Annotated in this window: 18 protein-coding genes and 1 pseudogene; 8 read left to right on the plus strand and 11 right to left on the minus strand. The window is 59.7% G+C overall.

The annotated features are described in order from the left end of the window. Positions 1–199 precede the first annotated feature (199 nt). A complete protein-coding gene (locus ACQ5BM_RS08955) occupies positions 200–1,129 on the plus strand; it encodes an MBL fold metallo-hydrolase (RefSeq protein WP_429810190.1) in 930 nt (309 codons plus the stop codon). Between the two features lie 258 nt (positions 1,130–1,387). Here ACQ5BM_RS08955 and ACQ5BM_RS08960 read toward each other — a convergent pair. Then, positions 1,388–1,853, minus strand: a pseudogene (locus ACQ5BM_RS08960) (alpha/beta fold hydrolase); the annotation flags it as partial. A gap of 363 nt (positions 1,854–2,216) precedes the next feature. Between ACQ5BM_RS08960 and ACQ5BM_RS08965 the strand changes: the two are divergent. The 5 genes from ACQ5BM_RS08965 to ACQ5BM_RS08985 all read left to right on the plus strand — a co-directional run bounded on the left by ACQ5BM_RS08965 (position 2,217) and on the right by ACQ5BM_RS08985 (position 6,389). Continuing rightward, positions 2,217–2,672, plus strand: a complete 456-nt coding sequence (locus tag ACQ5BM_RS08965) for a carboxymuconolactone decarboxylase family protein (protein ID WP_429810192.1) — start codon at positions 2,217–2,219, stop codon at positions 2,670–2,672. A 250-nt stretch (positions 2,673–2,922) separates the two neighbouring features. Further along, positions 2,923–3,891, plus strand: coding sequence for an MBL fold metallo-hydrolase (locus ACQ5BM_RS08970; protein WP_429810194.1), 969 nt, complete (start codon positions 2,923–2,925; stop codon positions 3,889–3,891). 163 nt (positions 3,892–4,054) lie between these two features. Beyond that, positions 4,055–4,807 (plus strand): SDR family oxidoreductase, encoded by a 753-nt coding sequence (locus tag ACQ5BM_RS08975; protein WP_429810196.1) that lies wholly within the window; start codon positions 4,055–4,057, stop codon positions 4,805–4,807. Positions 4,808–4,868: 61 nt separating this feature from the next. Beyond that, on the plus strand, positions 4,869–5,288 hold the full coding sequence (locus ACQ5BM_RS08980) for a cupin domain-containing protein (RefSeq protein WP_429810197.1): 420 nt from the start codon (positions 4,869–4,871) through the stop codon (positions 5,286–5,288). Positions 5,289–5,363: 75 nt separating this feature from the next. Further along, positions 5,364–6,389: a mechanosensitive ion channel family protein gene (locus tag ACQ5BM_RS08985; protein ID WP_429810199.1), complete on the plus strand. Its 1,026-nt coding sequence runs from the start codon at positions 5,364–5,366 to the stop codon at positions 6,387–6,389. Positions 6,390–6,582: 193 nt separating this feature from the next. On the opposite strand, the gene ACQ5BM_RS08990 is transcribed toward ACQ5BM_RS08985, so the two are convergent. From ACQ5BM_RS08990 to ACQ5BM_RS09035, 10 genes are read right to left on the minus strand one after another with little or no spacing between them, the layout of a single operon-like run. Continuing rightward, positions 6,583–7,620 (minus strand): Gfo/Idh/MocA family protein, encoded by a 1,038-nt coding sequence (locus tag ACQ5BM_RS08990; RefSeq protein WP_429810201.1) that lies wholly within the window; start codon positions 7,618–7,620, stop codon positions 6,583–6,585. 7 nt (positions 7,621–7,627) lie between these two features. Beyond that, positions 7,628–8,077 (minus strand): type II 3-dehydroquinate dehydratase, encoded by a 450-nt coding sequence (aroQ, locus tag ACQ5BM_RS08995; protein ID WP_429810203.1) that lies wholly within the window; start codon positions 8,075–8,077, stop codon positions 7,628–7,630. 33 nt (positions 8,078–8,110) lie between these two features. Beyond that, positions 8,111–8,479 (minus strand): 5-carboxymethyl-2-hydroxymuconate Delta-isomerase, encoded by a 369-nt coding sequence (locus tag ACQ5BM_RS09000; protein ID WP_429810205.1) that lies wholly within the window; start codon positions 8,477–8,479, stop codon positions 8,111–8,113. Positions 8,480–8,493: 14 nt separating this feature from the next. Continuing rightward, positions 8,494–9,354, minus strand: coding sequence for a shikimate dehydrogenase (locus ACQ5BM_RS09005; RefSeq protein ID WP_429810206.1), 861 nt, complete (start codon positions 9,352–9,354; stop codon positions 8,494–8,496). Positions 9,355–9,372: 18 nt separating this feature from the next. Then, positions 9,373–10,146: an amino acid ABC transporter ATP-binding protein gene (locus tag ACQ5BM_RS09010; RefSeq protein WP_429810518.1), complete on the minus strand. Its 774-nt coding sequence runs from the start codon at positions 10,144–10,146 to the stop codon at positions 9,373–9,375. A 7-nt stretch (positions 10,147–10,153) separates the two neighbouring features. Then, the gene (locus ACQ5BM_RS09015; protein ID WP_429810207.1) at positions 10,154–10,978 is read right to left on the minus strand and encodes a transporter substrate-binding domain-containing protein; all 825 of its coding nucleotides are present in this window, start codon (positions 10,976–10,978) and stop codon (positions 10,154–10,156) included. Positions 10,979–11,020: 42 nt separating this feature from the next. After that, entirely contained in the window at positions 11,021–11,671 is a 651-nt protein-coding gene (locus tag ACQ5BM_RS09020) for an amino acid ABC transporter permease (protein ID WP_429810209.1), read from the minus strand. A gap of 9 nt (positions 11,672–11,680) precedes the next feature. Continuing rightward, positions 11,681–12,349, minus strand: coding sequence for an amino acid ABC transporter permease (locus ACQ5BM_RS09025; RefSeq protein WP_429810211.1), 669 nt, complete (start codon positions 12,347–12,349; stop codon positions 11,681–11,683). Between the two features lie 46 nt (positions 12,350–12,395). After that, on the minus strand, positions 12,396–13,217 hold the full coding sequence (locus ACQ5BM_RS09030) for a sugar phosphate isomerase/epimerase family protein (RefSeq protein ID WP_429810213.1): 822 nt from the start codon (positions 13,215–13,217) through the stop codon (positions 12,396–12,398). After that, a complete protein-coding gene (locus tag ACQ5BM_RS09035) occupies positions 13,217–13,954 on the minus strand; it encodes a GntR family transcriptional regulator (RefSeq protein ID WP_429810215.1) in 738 nt (245 codons plus the stop codon). The genes ACQ5BM_RS09030 and ACQ5BM_RS09035 overlap by 1 nt, the downstream gene beginning before the upstream one ends. Before the next feature lie 252 nt (positions 13,955–14,206). On the opposite strand from ACQ5BM_RS09035, the gene ACQ5BM_RS09040 reads away from it, so the two are divergent. Beyond that, positions 14,207–15,100 carry an intradiol ring-cleavage dioxygenase gene (locus ACQ5BM_RS09040; RefSeq protein ID WP_429810217.1) on the plus strand — a complete coding sequence of 298 codons (894 nt, stop codon included), beginning with the start codon at positions 14,207–14,209 and terminating at the stop codon, positions 15,098–15,100. A gap of 24 nt (positions 15,101–15,124) precedes the next feature. Then, positions 15,125–15,907 (plus strand): 2-oxo-hept-4-ene-1,7-dioate hydratase, encoded by a 783-nt coding sequence (hpaH, locus tag ACQ5BM_RS09045; protein WP_429810219.1) that lies wholly within the window; start codon positions 15,125–15,127, stop codon positions 15,905–15,907. The last annotated feature ends 6 nt before the right edge of the window (positions 15,908–15,913 follow it).

A 15,913-nucleotide genomic window follows, 5' to 3' on the forward strand; every position in this document is an offset into this window, starting at 1 on the left:
AGTAGAGGACGTATCTCGGAGATTTTCCGTACGGTGCAGGAAGCAATTCCGTGGCCCCAACGACTGAAGCGTCGTCGGGAACAATCCTTTGGATTGCGCCACCCAAACTTACGCATAGCTGACCGGCAACATCCGCGAACCTAGAGTTCGCTGCGTGGCCCGTGATTGCCACGCCTCAAATTTACAACTGGAGCGTATCATGTCGAACGTAGAAGCAACATCTCGACCGGTGGGGCAGCAGGTCAAGCCGGGACCCGACGAACTGGTTCCGTCGCGCTACGCAGTGCGGGTCGGTGATATCGACGTAATGGTAATCAGCGACGGTGTGCTGACGCCGCCGGCTGAATCGATGGCAACCAACGCCGATCCGGCCACGCGCGGGGCTTGGTTGGACAATCAATTTCTTTCGAAGGAGGCCTTCGACTGGGCACTCAACGCCGTCGTGATCCGCACCGGGAAGCAGACGATGCTAATCGACAGCGGCCTCGGCGAGGAGTATCCGGACTTTCCGCGTGCAGGGCAACTCGTGCATCGGCTGGAATCGGCCGGCGTCGATCTCGGATCTGTGACGGATGTCGTGTTGACCCACATGCATTTCGACCACGTCGGTGGCCTTCTTGCCGAAGGTGTGAAGGAGAAAATGCGTCCCGATCTTCGGGTACATCTCTGTGCCACCGAAACCGAATTCTGGAAGTCGCCTGACTTCTCCCGCACTGCCATGCCGCCGGCGCTCGCCGCGCTGGCCCGCAAGGCGTCGCTCGACTTCATGAATATCTACGGCAGCCACATTCGCACCTTCAAGGACGAGGCCGAGGTGGCTCCTGGCGTTTCCGTAACCCGCACAGGCGGCCACACGCCCGGACACAGTGTCGTCCGGGTGAAGTCTGGAAAGGATCGCCTGATGTTCGCCGGCGATGCGATCTTCCCGGTATCATTCGATCATCCGGAATGGCACAACGGCTTCGAACATGATCCGGAAGAGGCCACGCGCGTTCGTCTCCGTCTCATGCGCGAACTTGCAGATACGGGGTCCTGGCTAATCTCGACGCACATGCCCTTCCCGTCCGTGGGCCGCGTCGCGGCGGCCGGCGACCTCTTCCGCTGGGTGCCGGCTTGGTGGGACTACTGAACGTTACTCGATAAGATAGAACAATATCCGGAGAGGAATGCCCGGCGCATCGCTTGATGCGCCGGGTTTCGCAACAATGGCATGAAGTGGGACCGATCGGACTTGCCTGCTTGTTAGCACTGTGACTTGGGCACCTTGTCGGATTGTTGGTGGCGCGTTTCGCCTGGACGCCGGCCGAGCTCGCAATTTCGTTTGAGGAGGAACGTCTCCGCACCAACAACGCGGCAGCTCACCGGGCGAACGCCGCTTCTTCGATGAGGAGGGTTCGTCGAGCGCAGCCCGGGCGGCCGGACGCGGCGCCGAGGCCATCAGCGCCGCCTTGTCATCTGAAACGTCGGCGGCGAACTGGAAATGATATTTGGACGGCTGGATGTAGAGATCCTGCGTGCCATCCGGCAGCGTCACGGGTGCGAGCGCGCTAAGCGTACTGCCCGGGAATTTGCCCGACAGGGTGAGGCTGGATTCGCCGGCATCCAGCATGAAACCCGCGACATAGACCAGAGCCTTCACGTTCGGATTGCCGTTTGCGGCTTCAGTGATGACCGGTCCGCTATAGGAGTGACCGACCAGAACGACCGGGCCACGGATGCTGCATCCGACGCGACGCTGCGAAGCGGGTTGGCTGCCGCGATCGCCACATAGCCGTACTTGGTCAGGCTGCGATCACAGCATCCCAGCTCGACGACTCGGCAAAGGCGCCATGAACGAGAACGATTGTCGGCTTGAGGTCATGATCTCAGGGATTGTGCGCCGGCGCCAGTCAGCGTGGTGATCGCGGCACCAAGCGCCAAGGCCTGATAGTTTTGAGCATCTGCTTTTCCTAACGCTGCGGTTGCGTATGGCGGGAGAGTGCATGGGTTTGCGGCCGCAAACCATTCTACGTGAGCCGGGCCTATCCGCTGCCGAAGTATAGAAAGAGATGGCACGAAAGGCGGTGAAACCTGGTCAATCGGCAAGGCCCAGCTCCATCAGGTGCTAACCGGGAGCGCCTTCCGGCCAGATGAATGATCCGCGATATCGTGGATAGTTGGTGATCGGGCGACCCGCGTGGCTTCGACCCCATCACAACCAATCCACGGAGAGCAGGATGACCAGACGTTTGAACATATTGGCCAGGAAGAATGACGGCATCGATGGCCTCATCGCCGTCGAGGCCTGGATAGCCAAGAGCTTTGATCCAAAGCTAATGGAGCTCGTCAAGGTGCGCGTGTCGCAGATCAACGGCTGCGTCCATTGCCTGCACATGCATCGTCAGGACGCGCTGAAACAGGGCGAGACGGAAGAGCGAATGCTTCTTCTGAGCGCCTGGCGCGAATCGCAGCTTTATAGCGACCGGGAGCGCGCCGCACTCGCCTGGGCGGAATCGCTGACCAACGTCGCCGAGAGCCGTGCACCGGATGCGGATTATGAAGTTGCCTCGAGCTTCTTTTCGGAAGACGAACTCCTGGCACTGTCTGTCGGCATTGCCATGATCAATGCCTGGAACCGGTTGGCGATCGGCTTTCGGCTGCAGCATCCGGCAGATCACAAGCGCGCCGCCTAATCGCCAAGCAGACGCGAACGTGCCGGGCGGGTTCATCGCCCGGCAAGCTCCAATGCAAGGCGTCCGCTCCTTCATGCCAGCCACTTCGCTGCCAAATCTCCGCAGCGGCCGCGCTGAGAGCATAGGCTACCCTATCCTCAGGTATGGCCCCTCCTCTTCTTCCGCCGGATCGACCGCCAAACGCGCCTCAACATAAAATCCGCCGTGGCTTGTAACCGACACTTTCGATCACGCAGCACAGGAGAACATCATGTCGCAGACAGAAACAAAGCCCCGTTCGATTGCTCAGCAGGAGACCAACATGAGCTTGGAAAACAACTCACACCTCGGAAGAGCGGGCGCCGACGAACTGGTCCCGTCGCGCTACGCGGTGCAGATCGGTGATATTGAGGTGCTGGTGATCAGTGACGGCGTGCTGCCCCTGCCGACCAAGATGCTGGGATACAATGCCGATCCGGCCGAGCACGCGGCCTGGCTGAACGACATGTTCCTGCCGCCGGATGCTTTCGACTGGGCACTGAACGTGGTCGTGGTGCGCAGCGGCAAGCAGACGATCCTCATCGACGCCGGCCTGGGGCTGGACCCGGAATTGAACCTGCCGCGGGCCGGGCAATTGATCAAGCGACTGGAAGCCGCCGGCATCGACCTTGGATCCGTAACCGACGTGGTGCTGACCCACATGCACATGGACCACGTTGGCGGGCTGCTCGTCGACGGGGTGAAGGAGCGGCTGCGTCCGGACCTCAGGATCCATGTGGCGACGGCAGAGGTCAAATTCTGGGAGGCACCCGATTTCTCTCACGTGTCCATGCCGCCCGGCTTCCCGGACGCGCTTCGGGCGGCTGCCAAGCAGTTCAGAAAAGAGTATGAGAGCCACCTGCAATTGTTCGATGATGAGTACGAGGTAGCGCCAGGCGTGGTGGTCTCCCGAACCGGCGGCCACACACCCGGGCACAGCGTGGTCCGCGTGGCATCGGGCAAAGACCGGCTGATGTTTGCCGGCGACGCGGTGTTCGCGGTCGGCTTCGATCACCCCGACTGGTTCAATGGCTTCGAACACGACCCGGAAGAAGCTGCCCGCGTCCGCGTTCGTCTTTTGCGGGAGCTGGCCGAGACCGGCGAACTTCTGGTCGCCACTCATATGCCGTTCCCCTCCGTCGGCCATGTGGCAGCCGACGGCGATCACTTCCGATGGGTGCCGGTCTTCTGGGACTACTGACCGCCTGGTACACTAGAGCCGAGCCGGCGCACGGCCTTTAAGGCCACGCCCCGGCTCGGCCGAGTGGATCTGCAGAACCGGCAGGGCCGGCCCGATCCTCGACCAATCGTTCAGAAACGAATGAACAGTGCGGTGCGCGAGACGGCCGCAAATGGAGAAGCTCATGAAAATCGTCATCATCGGCGGAACCGGCCTGATCGGTTCGAAGACTGCCGACCGCCTTCGCAGGCAAGGCCATGAGGTTGTTGCCGCCGCTCCCAAAACCGGCGTCGACACGATCACGGGTGAAGGTCTCCCCGAGGCGCTCGCCGGAGCCTCCGTCGTCATCGACCTCGCAAACTCGCCGTCCTTCGAGGACAAAGCCGTGCTCGAATTCTTCGAGACGTCAGGCCGCAACCTGGCGGCGGCGGAAAAGGCCGCCGGTGTAAAGCACCACATCGCGCTCTCCATCATAGGCACTGACCGCCTGCCTGAGAGCGGCTACATGCGAGCCAAGGTCGCTCAGGAAAAGATCGTCAGGGGCGCCGGCATTCCCTATACGATCATCCACTCGACGCAGTTCATGGAATTTCTCGGTGGAATCGCCCAGGCGGGCACCGTCGGCGACACGGCTCGCTTGTCGACCGGCTTTTTGCAGCCGATCGCCTCCGATGACGTCGCGGACTTCGTGACGGATGCGGCCCTTGCGGCGCCGGTGAACGGCGTCATTGAGATTTCCGGCCCCGAGCGCGCCCGGCTTTGCGATTTCGTCGCCCGTTACCTGAAGGCGATGGGAGACACCCGCAAGGTCGTCGCCGATCCCGAAGCCCTCTATTTCGGCACGAAGCTCGAGGACGGCTCGCTGGTCTCCGACAACAATCCCCGCATCGGCCGCATTACCTTCGAGCAGTGGTTTGAAACCGCGGCAAGGAAATGACCGAGCACCGGTGCGTCGCGTGAGGCGGCGCACCTCACTACCTCACGAAAAGAGTTTCGCTATGATCAAGTTAATCCTCACTGCCTTTACCATGACGGCTCTCCTGTCCGCTGCCGCCGCTGCTGGTGATGCTGGTCGGAAAGATGCCAAGGTCACGCTGGTTTACGAGCACGAATTGCCGAACGCCGCAGGCAAGAGCATGAAAGGCGTTCTTGTCGAATACGGTCCCGGCGGCTTCTCCTCGGCCCACACGCATCCCAATTCGGCCTTCATTTATGCGACGGTGCTGGAAGGCGCGATCCGCAGCCAGGTCAATGATGGTCCCGTCAAAGTCTACAAGGCGGGCGAAAGCTTCTCTGAAATGCCGGGCGATCGCCATGGTGTCAGCGAAAATGCCAGCAAGACCAAGCCTGCCAAGCTGCTGGCTGTTTTCGTCGTCGATAGCAGCGAGAAGGAACTGACCTTCCCGATCAAGAAGTAGGCGAAAGGGCCAGTGGCCGTCTGTGGCATTTGGCCCTTTCCCAATCGTTAAAAATCACCGCTGGTGAGCTCGGCCATGTTGGGCGAAAATCATTTCCTGCTGCTCGTCCTGATCAATATTCTAGGACTTGCCGGCATTCTCGTATGGCACGTTCAGGGGCGCAGCCGTCCGACCGGGCGTCTGATCGTGCAAATTCTCTTCTTCGCCACGATGAGCGTCGTGCTCGGGCTGGGCGGAATTTCGCCTTACCGGCTCGACCAGACCGAGCTTCAGGGCGCCGGCCTATTGGTTGCCAAGTCGGCGAGGATCCTCTGGTGGACCCATCTCGCGTGGACGATCATCGGCTTCGTGCACATCTATATCGGTCTCAACCACAGGCCGCGGGAGGCACATCTCCTGCAGGATCTGATCGTCGCCGTCGTTTATCTCGGCGTGGCGCTGTCGATCATCGGCTTCGTCTTCGGCGCGCCAATAGGCCCGTTGGTTGCCACCTCGGGCGTGGTTGCCGTCATCATCGGCCTGGCGCTGCAGAATACGCTCGCCGACGTCTTTTCGGGGATCGCGCTCACGCTCGGGCGGGCTTATGGCATCGGTGACTGGATCCGGCTCAGCGAAGGCACGGAAGGGCGCGTCGTCGAAACCAACTGGCGCTCGACGAATCTCCTGACCGGCGCGCACAATGTGGTGGTGGTACCCAACAGCATCCTGGCGAAGCAAGGGGTCACCAATCTCAGCCGTCCTGACGAGACACACTGGATTGCGTTTGCCGTCCACATTGCCGCCACCCACGCGCCGTCCGTCGTTGAACAGGTCATGCTGGGTATCCTGCAGGACTCCGAGCAAATCGTTAAGGTTCCGCCGCCGGCCATCGCGCTCAAGGCGATCGACGCGACGGCGATCGAGGTCGAGCTGCAGTTCTGCGTGGCGAGCCCGGCGAGCAGAATGCCGGCCAAAAATGAGGTCATTGATCTCGTCTACCGCGGTTGCAAGACGAACGGCCTCTCCCTGGCAATGCCGCCCGAGAACCTGCTCTGGGGACCAGCCGTTGCGGGCGATAAGCCCGCAGCCATCGTCAGGCCCCGCTCATCCAGCACGGTTTAGCCATGGACGTCGCGCTGAGGCGCAGGAGTGAAAAGCTTGAGCGACAACTACTCGGTCGGCTCGCTGCCGGCATCGCGCATGAGATCAAGGGGCCGCCGTATTGCTCATTCCTGTTGAGCGGGCATGCTCTTCGCATCCCGTGCAAGCAACAGGCAGGGCGAGCAGGCGGTTTGCGTTACACATTGCTCAGGCGTCAGCTCAACTCAATACGTTCTCCCGTTGCCGCCGAGCGTTTTACCGCATCGATTACCCTCAAGGTTTCGAGCCCCTCACGCCCGCTGACAAGCGGCGGCTGGTTTCCGCGGATCACCTTGCAGAATTGCCTGATCTGCAGAGCGAGCGGGTCCTCGTCGTCGACCTCGATACGCGTTTGTTCAAATGGTTCCCACCAACTCCGGGTACCAGGATTGCGCCACACCTCGAGCGACGGAACAGCCAGCGACCCGTGCGTTCCTCCGATCATGTAACAGGATTGCTCGGTTTTCGGGTAGGCCGGATTCTCTGCGGTTGTCATCTCCCAGCTCCAGGGTGCGACCACCGCGTCCGAGACTGAAGCAGTTCCCAAAACTCCATTCTTGAACTCGATCAGGATAACAGCCGTTTCCTCAACTGCATTGCCGCGCACCGCGTTGGACTCGCGTGCCTGAACCGCGGCCACATCGCCGAGAAGGTAGCGCAGATTATCGACATCGTGGATGAGATTGAGGAAAACCGGCCCGGCGCCGCGCTCACGACGCCACGAGATGTCGAAGTAATCGTCGGGCTTGAACAGCCAGAACATCGCATTGACAACAAGAACGCGGCCGAGCTTCCCGCTTTCGATGACTTCCTTTGCCTTCTGCATCATCGGATTGTGTCGGCGGTGATGGCCGGTCAAAAGAGGAACACCTTTTGCCTCGGCCGCTGCGATGAGCTTTCCCCCGGATACAATGTCGTCGGCGATAGGCTTCTCGATGAGTGCGGGAACGCCGGCTTCAACGGCTTCCAACCCGTTCTGGACGTGAGCCTGATTGGGTGTAGCCACGATGACCCCATCAGGCCGGTCTGCGGCAATCATGTCCGCGAAGCTTGGAAACCACTTCACGCAGGCTTCCTTGGCAATGGCCTCGCCAACCGGCGTGGGATCGACCACGGCGCTGAGTTGCGCCGAGGGTTCGGCCAGGACATGCTGAATATGGCGCTTACCGATGAGGCCTGCCCCAACTACGGCGAGCTTAACCCGCTGGGTCATGGTCACCTCAGCCCTTGCTCGCCGCCTTGATCATTGTCGCCACGCGCCGGATGCCAAGCTGGTATCCTTCTGTTCCAAGGCCGCAGATCACGCCGTCCGCGCGGTGCGAAACGAACGAGTGGTGTCGGAAGCTTTCGCGCTTGTGCACATTGGAGATGTGGACCTCGATCACAGGCCCTTCAAATGTGTTCAGAGCGTCGAGGATGGCGAGTGAGGTGTGGGTGAAGGCGGCCGGATTGATGACGATGCCCGCACCGTCCTCGCGCGCCTCATGAATCCAATCGATGATCTCGTATTCCCGGTTGCTCTGATGAAAGCGGAGCTCATGGCCGAGTTCGGCTGCCAGTTTGCGGCAGTCCGCTTCTACGTCTGCAAGCGTCTCATGCCCGTAGATATGCGGCTGACGTTTGCCAAGCAGGTTGAGGTTTGGTCCATTGAGAACGTAGATCAGGCTCATAGCATTGTGTCCTTCTTGAAGAGGTCGTTCTGGTCAGGCGAACCCGGTTGCTTGAACAGCAAAATCAGGGTCCGACTCGTAGAGATCCGCGCGCAAGCCGAGCCTTCCCGCTTCGAGAGCAGGCGCGGCGATCGCGCGCGCGGCGTCGAGAATGGCAGTGAGAAGCTTCTGCTTGGTCTCTGCAGTACGACCCGGTGCCATCCGTACGATGATTTGGATGAAATGATTATCGACATCCTCGTCGCCCACGCACGAGTATGTCGCCTCCCGCGCCAGCGTGCGCACGGCGGAAGGTTTCACAAGGCCGCCATCGCGAACGCAGCGATGCACGGTCATCGTCAGCCGGTCCATGGCTACATGCTCGCCTGCGCCCCGGCTATAATCGATGATGATATGCGGCATGTGGGATCTCTCCATCAAGCCGACAGGTGGCACAAGTCCATGAAGTGACGGGACATGCGCTCTGCGTCGGGTGCTATCCCGGTGAATAATTCAAAAGCCGCTGCGGCCTGGTAGACGGTCATGCCGCCGCCACGAAGGGTCCGGCAGCCTGTTCTTTCCGCGAGGGCAAGAAGCTCTGTGACGAGCGGCATATAGACGATGTCGGCGACCCAATGCCGTGGCAGAAGCCATTCCGGGTCGATCGGCAAACCAGGATGGCTTTTCATACCCGTCGGCGTCGCGTGGATAAGTCCGTCGGCGGAGCGCAGGGCGCCGCCGACATCCGTCGTGGCACGAGCGCAATCCCTTGAGAACCGATCGTTCAACTGCCCGGCCAAGGTTTCTGCCCGTTTCGAATCCTGGTCAAAGATCGATAATCTCTCAATACCGAGCTTGATTGCGGCATGTGCCACGGCGACACCGGCGCCGCCGGCGCCAAGCAGGACGGCATGCGACTTTGCGACGTCCGGAAGGCCGCGCTGGAAATTCTCGTAGAAACCGTACCAATCAGTGTTATGGCCGATCCTCTCGCCGTTGCGAAAAACCACGGTGTTGACCGCACCGAGCATCTCCGCATCCTCGGAAAGACGACTGAGGTGGGCGATCACCGTCTGCTTGCACGGATGTGTAATGTTGCTCCCGGCGAAACCGCGCCGCTCTTCCTCGTCGAGGAGGTCCGGCAGCGCCGAGGCGGGAAGGCCTCGCTCGGCCAGGTCGAGAAGCTCGTAGCGGTAATCGAGGCCCTGATGTCGAGCCTCCGTTTCGTGGAGCGCCGGAGACTTCGACATCTGGATGTCGGCACCGATCAGTCCCACGAGAAATTTCTTGTCGCGCATTGGTATCGCTTTCGAACGTCAGTGGTGGGCCAGGATTTCGCCGAGGAAGGTTTTCGTGCGTTGGTGCTTGGGAGACTTGAAGAAGACCTCCGGTTCGGCCTCTTCGACGATTTCTCCTGAGGCCATGAAGATGACGCGATCAGCGACCTGGCGGGCAAACCCCATTTCGTGCGTGACACAGATCATCGTCATGCCGTCACGGGCGAGCCCGATCATGGTGTCGAGCACTTCCTTCACCATTTCTGGATCGAGGGCAGAGGTCGGTTCGTCGAAGAGCATGACCTTCGGCTCCATGCAGAGCGCGCGAGCGATGGCAACGCGCTGTTGTTGCCCGCCGGATAGCTGTGCAGGATACTTTTCCGCCTGGTCAAGGATCCGAACACGCTCGAGATATTTTCGAGCCAGTCGCTCTGCGTCAGCGCGGCTTGTGCCTCGAACACGCATCGGGGCGAGTGCACAGTTCTGAAGTACTGTCATGTGCGGGAAGAGATTGAAGCTCTGGAAGACCATCCCCACTTCGCGACGTATCGCATCGACGGATTTGGTGCTTCCATCCAGTACCTGACCCTCGACGACGATCTTGCCGTCCTCGATCGTTTCGAGGGCATTGATGCAGCGAATTAATGTTGATTTCCCGGAGCCTGACGGCCCGCAGAGGACAATTTTTTCGCCTTTGCGGACCGACAGGCTGATGGATTTCAAGGCATGGAAAGCGCCGTACCACTTCTGCACGTCCTCAAGGGAAATCAGCGTCGATTGATCGTTTGCGGAATTGAGCACGGAACCCTCCATTTGGGCTTTAATTGACGGTGAACGGGATGTTCGGAATGGATTCCGGGAACTGCGGCAGATCGATCGCCATCCACTTCTTCGTGATCGCGGCAAGCTCACCATCGGACTTGATCTTGTCGATGAAGGCGTTGACGGCTTCGTTCCAGTCCTTCTCGCCGAGACGGGTCCCGACGCCGTTGTAGGTCGTCAGAAAGTCGATTTTGCGCTCATAGGTGCCGGCACTCGCCGCATCCAGACGCTGACCATAGAACTGGTTGCCGCCAACCGCCTTTACCTGTCCGGAGATCAGTGCCTGGATGGTTGCGGCGTCGTCATCAAAGCGGCGAACCGTTGCGGTGGATCCGACGGCGTCCGTTACTGCCTTATCTTGCGAACTGGACTTCGGAACGCCGATCTCCCATCCCGCAACGTCTTCAGGCTTCGTAACCGTGTCGGACTTCGCGGCATAAAGCGAAATCGTGTTGGCGGCGTAGGGCTTGCTGTATTGAATTGATTTCGCGCGTTCTTCCGTCATCGCCATCGTTGCGAACAGGATGTCGACCTTGCCGGTCGTCAGCGCCGGGATTCGGTTGGCAACGGCGAGCGGCTGGAATTGAACCTTCACGCCCAATTCCTTGGCAAAAAGGTTGGCGACGTCAGCGTCGAAGCCATCCTGCACGCCGCTTGTATTGACGAACCCCCATGGCGCATTGTCGCCCTGGATGCCGACCACAAGCGTGCCCTTGGCCTTGATTTCCTCCACACTTGCCGCAGAGGCGGTGGCCGCGCCAACGGTTGCGAAGGCAACGGTGGCCAGTGCAAGTCCGAGAAAATTCCTACGATTGTTATGCATGCTTATTCTCCTCCTCCAGAGTTTTTGCTTCGAGCGAAGCGGTTAGCGGGCAGCTTTCGCCATCCGTTTTTCGAGACCACTTCCGGCATGGGAGAGCGGCCAGCAAATGATGAAGTAGATTGCGCCGACGATCCCGAAGACGAGCAGCGGACGATAGGTCTGGTTTGAAATGATCTGGCCGGCGCGAGTCAGTTCAATGAAGCCGACGATTGCTGCCAGCGACGTGCCCTTGATGAGCTGAACAAGGAAGCCGATCGTGGCCGGCATCGAGATTTTCAGGGCCTGCGGCAGGATGACGTCTTTCATCCGGGAGACATAATGCAGACCGAGGGCGTTGGCGGCTTCCGTCTGGCCCTTCGGCACAGCCTCGATGGAGCCGCGCCAGATCTCGCCCAGGAAAGCACTGGCATGGAGCGTGAAGGCGATTGCGACCGCGATCCACGCGTTGACCTCGATGCCCAACAGCGCAACGCCGTAATAGACAACGAATAGCTGCATCAGAAGGGGCGTGCCCTGGAAGACGCCGATATAGCCTGCGGTGATCGTCCGGGCGACTTTCCTCTTTGAGGTGCGCAGCAGCGCGATCAGGATTCCGAATATCCCCCCACCGATGAAACCCACGATCGCGAGCAGCACGGTCCACTTCAAACCCTGCATCAAAAAGAAGAATTCATTTACGCCGATGGGACCCATGGCTGCCTCCTATCGCGTCGGGTAGTTGAAGTAGTGACGGGAAATGAGGGCAAAGAGGCCCATCATCAGCGTCGAGATGACCAGGTAGATAGCGGTCACCGTGAAATAGACTTCGAAGCTGCGGAAGGTGTCAGACTCAATGCGCTGCGCGGCCGAGGTCAGTTCGTAGGCAGCGATTGACGTGCAGACAGACGTTGTCAGTGTCAGCATGATGAACTGGCTTGTAAGCGAGGGATAAATCGCCCGCAGCGCCGGCTTGAGCACGATGAGCCGGAAGACGTCCGCCTTATGCAGACCAAGCGCGAAACCTGCTTCGATCTGGCCGCGCGATACGCTTTCGACCCCGCCTCGGATGATTTCGATTGCGTACGCCCCACCATTGATGCCGAGGGCAAGGATCGCCGTGGCGGTCGGATTGAGGCGTATGCCCATGAGCGGAAGGGCAAAATAAATGAAGAAGATCTGCACCAGAAATGGCGTATTGCGCACGACTTCGACGAAGACGATGACGGGCATGCGCGCGATCTCGCTCTTGGAAGTCCTTGCAACAACGCCCAGGATTCCGATGACGAGTGCGAGGAGCATCCCAGCCAACGCAAGGCCAAGCGTTCCAAGCGCACCCCATAGCAATTCCGGGGCGCGGTCGAGGACCGCACCGAAATCAAACGTATAGGTCATGTAAGACTTCCTCCCTCCGACCGGCCTACGCCGCGTCGGCGCCGGATCATTGGTCCGGTTTCAAAATCCGAAGTGCGCTCTCATGCAGATGTTTTAGATGTGCCTCCGCATCCACCGGCCCGACGAGTGGCACTTCCACCGAGATAGCGGCGCCGTATTCAGTTGCCGCCCAGAGGTCCTTCAATGGCAATTCGCCTTCTCCAGGAGCGAGCCTGCCGCTTCTCGCCTCGGCGATCATTGCCTCCGATGTTTTGGGCGCAGGCCCGCGGACATCGCAAAGCTGGACGTGCTTCACCTTCCCAACATTTGCGCGAAGCTCGTCGAGCGAGGCGCCGTTTCGGAAGAAGTGAATCCCGTCAACAAGGACACCGGCGTTCTCGGCTCCACAGGAATTCACGATCGCTACGCTGTCGCGAAAGGTTCTTACCGTCCGCCAGCCCATGTTTTCGATGTCGACTGAGATGCCATATCGCGCCGCGAGGACGCAAAACTCAAAAAAGTTCGTGGCAAGACGGCCGCCGTCTCGATCATCGCCGCAAACACTCAGGCGGCGCGCCCCTATGTTCGCAGCGGCTGCCACGGTCGCCTCGTGGGAGGCCGCAACGAAGTTCTCGTCGATCACGAAGAACTCGATATCGAACACCTTGATGCCTTCGCTATCGGCAACCGTCTTGAACTCCTGGGCACTGTGACTGCCCACCGGCAACTCATAGAAAGGGGCTCCGGGAAAGGCAGGGTGCAGGCGCAGACCTATCGACGCAAAACCCGCCCGAGCAGCCATCACGGCGAATTCCCTAGGCGGCAGCGCGATGGCTGAAAAATGCGCCACGCCCAGTTCAAGGCTCGGCCCTGGCGTCGCGACGGTCATCACAAGATCCCCTTTGTCGCGAGGTGATTGCGCAGATTGGTTCCCGTGCGGTGGATATGCTGACGCAACATGTCGCACGAATAGTCCAGATCCCGCGCGACGGCGCCCTGAGCAATCTCACTGTGCTCCTGGCTGACGTTGCGGTCACCCGACGTGCGGGTCAGAAACACCCGACGATAACGATCGTTGAGATTAAGAAGCAATCTGCAGAAATGGAGCAGGATCGGCTTCCCGCAGCCAGATATAAGTGTCAGATGAAATTCGCGGTGGAGCTCTTCCCAGCGCTCCAGCGTCTCTGGCCGAGCCGCGTCACGCTCGGTGCGGTTTAGGCGATGCAGCGCGCGCATGACGTTGCCCTCCCACTCCACGTCGCCGAGCCGCATGGACTCGCGAAGCGCAAAGACTTCAAACTCTTCGCGCAGGGTGGTGACCTCTTCCAGGTTGGCCAAGGAAATTGGCGAAACGCGGTAGCCGCGATTGTCCTCGAACTCCACCAGGCCGTCCGATATCAGCCGCGCCAACCCTTCACGCAGCGGACTGAGGCTCACGTTGAACGTTTTGCGCGCCTTGTCGAGGTTGATCTTGCTGCCGGCCTGAAGCTCGCCGGAGATGATCGCCTCACGAAGACGGGATGCAAGCTGGCTTCCAATTGTGTTTTTGCCGTCGTCGAGAAAGCCAGAAGACGATGAAGCATCTTCTGTCGTCGGAGCAAAAGCGCCGTCGTCATTCGGTACCATTGTTCCTCCCAAGGCCCCTTAACCAATTGTCGATGATCGATACAATAAACGATTATTCATGTCAACTTTAGTGCGCTGAATTCTGCAAAACGTCAAGTCTCAGCTTCCCTTTTGCGATTAATATGCAATGAAATCAACGATACACGCGCAGACACCCTGCCTCTCTCGGCTTATCATCGTCGCAAGAATGTCCGGCCGCCTTGACAAATAATCGATTATTTTGATAGTCGGGGAAATCGGGAGGTAGCCCACATGGTGATCAAAACTGAAAGCGATCTGACGCCAGCCGTCCTCGCTGTGATGAATCGCACTGAAAACCCCCGCCTGCGAGAAATCCTCGTGGCGATGGTCAAGCATCTTCATGCGTTCGTGCGCGAGGTTCGACTAACGGAGGTCGAGTTTCGGGAGGCGACAGCCACGCTGAATGAGATCGGGAAGCTGCATACTGATCACCACAACGAGTTTGTGCTGATGGCCGGTTCTCTTGGCGTGTCTTCGCTTGTCTGCCTGCTGAACAATGGCGACAGAGGACAGACTGAGACCTCCCAGTCGCTGTTGGGTCCGTTCTGGCGCCTCAACTCTCCGCGAGTCGAAAATGGCGGATCGATCATCCGATCCGAGACGCCGGGCACTCCCTTGTTCGTGCATGCCAGGGTCGTTGACCGCGACGGTAAGCCAATTGCCGGCGCCGAAGTGGATGTATGGCATGCGTCTCCCGTCGGGCTTTATGAAAACCAGGACCCGGACCAGGCCGAAATGAACTTGCGCGGCAAATTCATGACCGACGAGGAAGGTCGGTTCTGGTTCAGGACCGTCAAGATGGTCGGGTATCCGATACCGGTCGACGGCGTGGTCGGACGCCTGCTCAAAGCTCAGGGACGCCATCCTTACCGACCAGCGCACCTGCACGCACTGATCTTCAAGCACGGATACAAGACGCTGATTTCCCAGGTCTTCGACCCCAGCGACCCGAACATCGATTCCGATGTTCAGTTCGGTGTCACGGCAGCGCTGACCGGCGACTTCATTCGTCATGAGGAGCCCCATCCGACCGAAGCGGATATTCCCGGTCCGTGGTTCTCGCTCGACTACACCTATGTCATGGAGCCCGGCGAAGCCGTTTTGCCGCGTCCCCCAATCAAATAAATCACGACCAGCGGAGCAAACGATATGATCACTGAAGAAGAACGCCGGGCCGCGGCAGACGCGCTGCTCAAAGCTGAAATCGAGCGCAAGCCGATCGTACAGCCAAGCAAGACCTACCCGAACCTCGAACTCGAGGACGCCTACCGAATTCAGGCTTTGTGGGCGGAAGCGAGGGTAGCCAAGGGCGCACGGATCGTCGGGCATAAGATTGGCCTTACGTCACGCGCGATGCAGATGGCTTCGAAGATGACGGAGCCGGACTACGGCTGCATTCTTGACGATGCGCTTTACAATGACGGAGCGCAGATCAGGGCTGACTTGTTTATCAAGCCGCGCCTCGAGGTCGAGCTGGCCTTTGTTATGGGTGAGGATCTCGCAGGGCCCGGCACCAGAATCTATGACGTCATGCGTGCGACCGAGTTCGTTGTCCCGGCGCTTGAGATTATCGACTACCGGACCGAAGTCCCTCGCGCGATCACTGACACCATTGCGGACAACGCAGCTTTCGGCGCCCTCGTCGTTGGCGGCCGTATCATTCGCCCGATGGACATCGATATCCGTTGGGTCGGAGCGACTCTTTCCAAGAACGGCATCATCGAGGAGTCGGGCGTGTCTGCGGCGATCATGGGACACCCGGCAGCCGGCATCGCGTGGCTGGTCAACAAACTTCATGCTGTGGGCGGAGGCCTGAAGAAGGGACAAATAGTCCTGGCCGGCTCCTTCACGCGTCCTGTCGATATCGCAAAGGGTGATGTCATTCAGGCCGACTATGGCCCTGTTGGCTCCATCGGCGTGTCGTTCGTGTGAGGTGCC

The organism is Ensifer sp. B1-9, from assembly GCF_050474445.1.
In the GTDB taxonomy this organism is placed as follows: domain Bacteria; phylum Pseudomonadota; class Alphaproteobacteria; order Rhizobiales; family Rhizobiaceae; genus Ensifer.

Coding starts and splice junctions, on each gene's coding strand:
- ACQ5BM_RS08955 (WP_429810190.1), top strand. CDS start 200: ATGTCGAACGTAGAAGCAACATCTCGACCGGTGGGGCAGCAGGTCAAG.
- ACQ5BM_RS08965 (WP_429810192.1), top strand. CDS start 2,217: ATGACCAGACGTTTGAACATATTGGCCAGGAAGAATGACGGCATCGAT.
- ACQ5BM_RS08970 (WP_429810194.1), top strand. CDS start 2,923: ATGTCGCAGACAGAAACAAAGCCCCGTTCGATTGCTCAGCAGGAGACC.
- ACQ5BM_RS08975 (WP_429810196.1), top strand. CDS start 4,055: ATGAAAATCGTCATCATCGGCGGAACCGGCCTGATCGGTTCGAAGACT.
- ACQ5BM_RS08980 (WP_429810197.1), top strand. CDS start 4,869: ATGATCAAGTTAATCCTCACTGCCTTTACCATGACGGCTCTCCTGTCC.
- ACQ5BM_RS08985 (WP_429810199.1), top strand. CDS start 5,364: ATGTTGGGCGAAAATCATTTCCTGCTGCTCGTCCTGATCAATATTCTA.
- ACQ5BM_RS08990 (WP_429810201.1), bottom strand. CDS start 7,620: ATGACCCAGCGGGTTAAGCTCGCCGTAGTTGGGGCAGGCCTCATCGGT.
- aroQ (WP_429810203.1), bottom strand. CDS start 8,077: ATGAGCCTGATCTACGTTCTCAATGGACCAAACCTCAACCTGCTTGGC.
- ACQ5BM_RS09000 (WP_429810205.1), bottom strand. CDS start 8,479: ATGCCGCATATCATCATCGATTATAGCCGGGGCGCAGGCGAGCATGTA.
- ACQ5BM_RS09005 (WP_429810206.1), bottom strand. CDS start 9,354: ATGCGCGACAAGAAATTTCTCGTGGGACTGATCGGTGCCGACATCCAG.
- ACQ5BM_RS09010 (WP_429810518.1), bottom strand. CDS start 10,146: ATGGAGGGTTCCGTGCTCAATTCCGCAAACGATCAATCGACGCTGATT.
- ACQ5BM_RS09015 (WP_429810207.1), bottom strand. CDS start 10,978: ATGCATAACAATCGTAGGAATTTTCTCGGACTTGCACTGGCCACCGTT.
- ACQ5BM_RS09020 (WP_429810209.1), bottom strand. CDS start 11,671: ATGGGTCCCATCGGCGTAAATGAATTCTTCTTTTTGATGCAGGGTTTG.
- ACQ5BM_RS09025 (WP_429810211.1), bottom strand. CDS start 12,349: ATGACCTATACGTTTGATTTCGGTGCGGTCCTCGACCGCGCCCCGGAA.
- ACQ5BM_RS09030 (WP_429810213.1), bottom strand. CDS start 13,217: ATGACCGTCGCGACGCCAGGGCCGAGCCTTGAACTGGGCGTGGCGCAT.
- ACQ5BM_RS09035 (WP_429810215.1), bottom strand. CDS start 13,954: ATGGTACCGAATGACGACGGCGCTTTTGCTCCGACGACAGAAGATGCT.
- ACQ5BM_RS09040 (WP_429810217.1), top strand. CDS start 14,207: ATGGTGATCAAAACTGAAAGCGATCTGACGCCAGCCGTCCTCGCTGTG.
- hpaH (WP_429810219.1), top strand. CDS start 15,125: ATGATCACTGAAGAAGAACGCCGGGCCGCGGCAGACGCGCTGCTCAAA.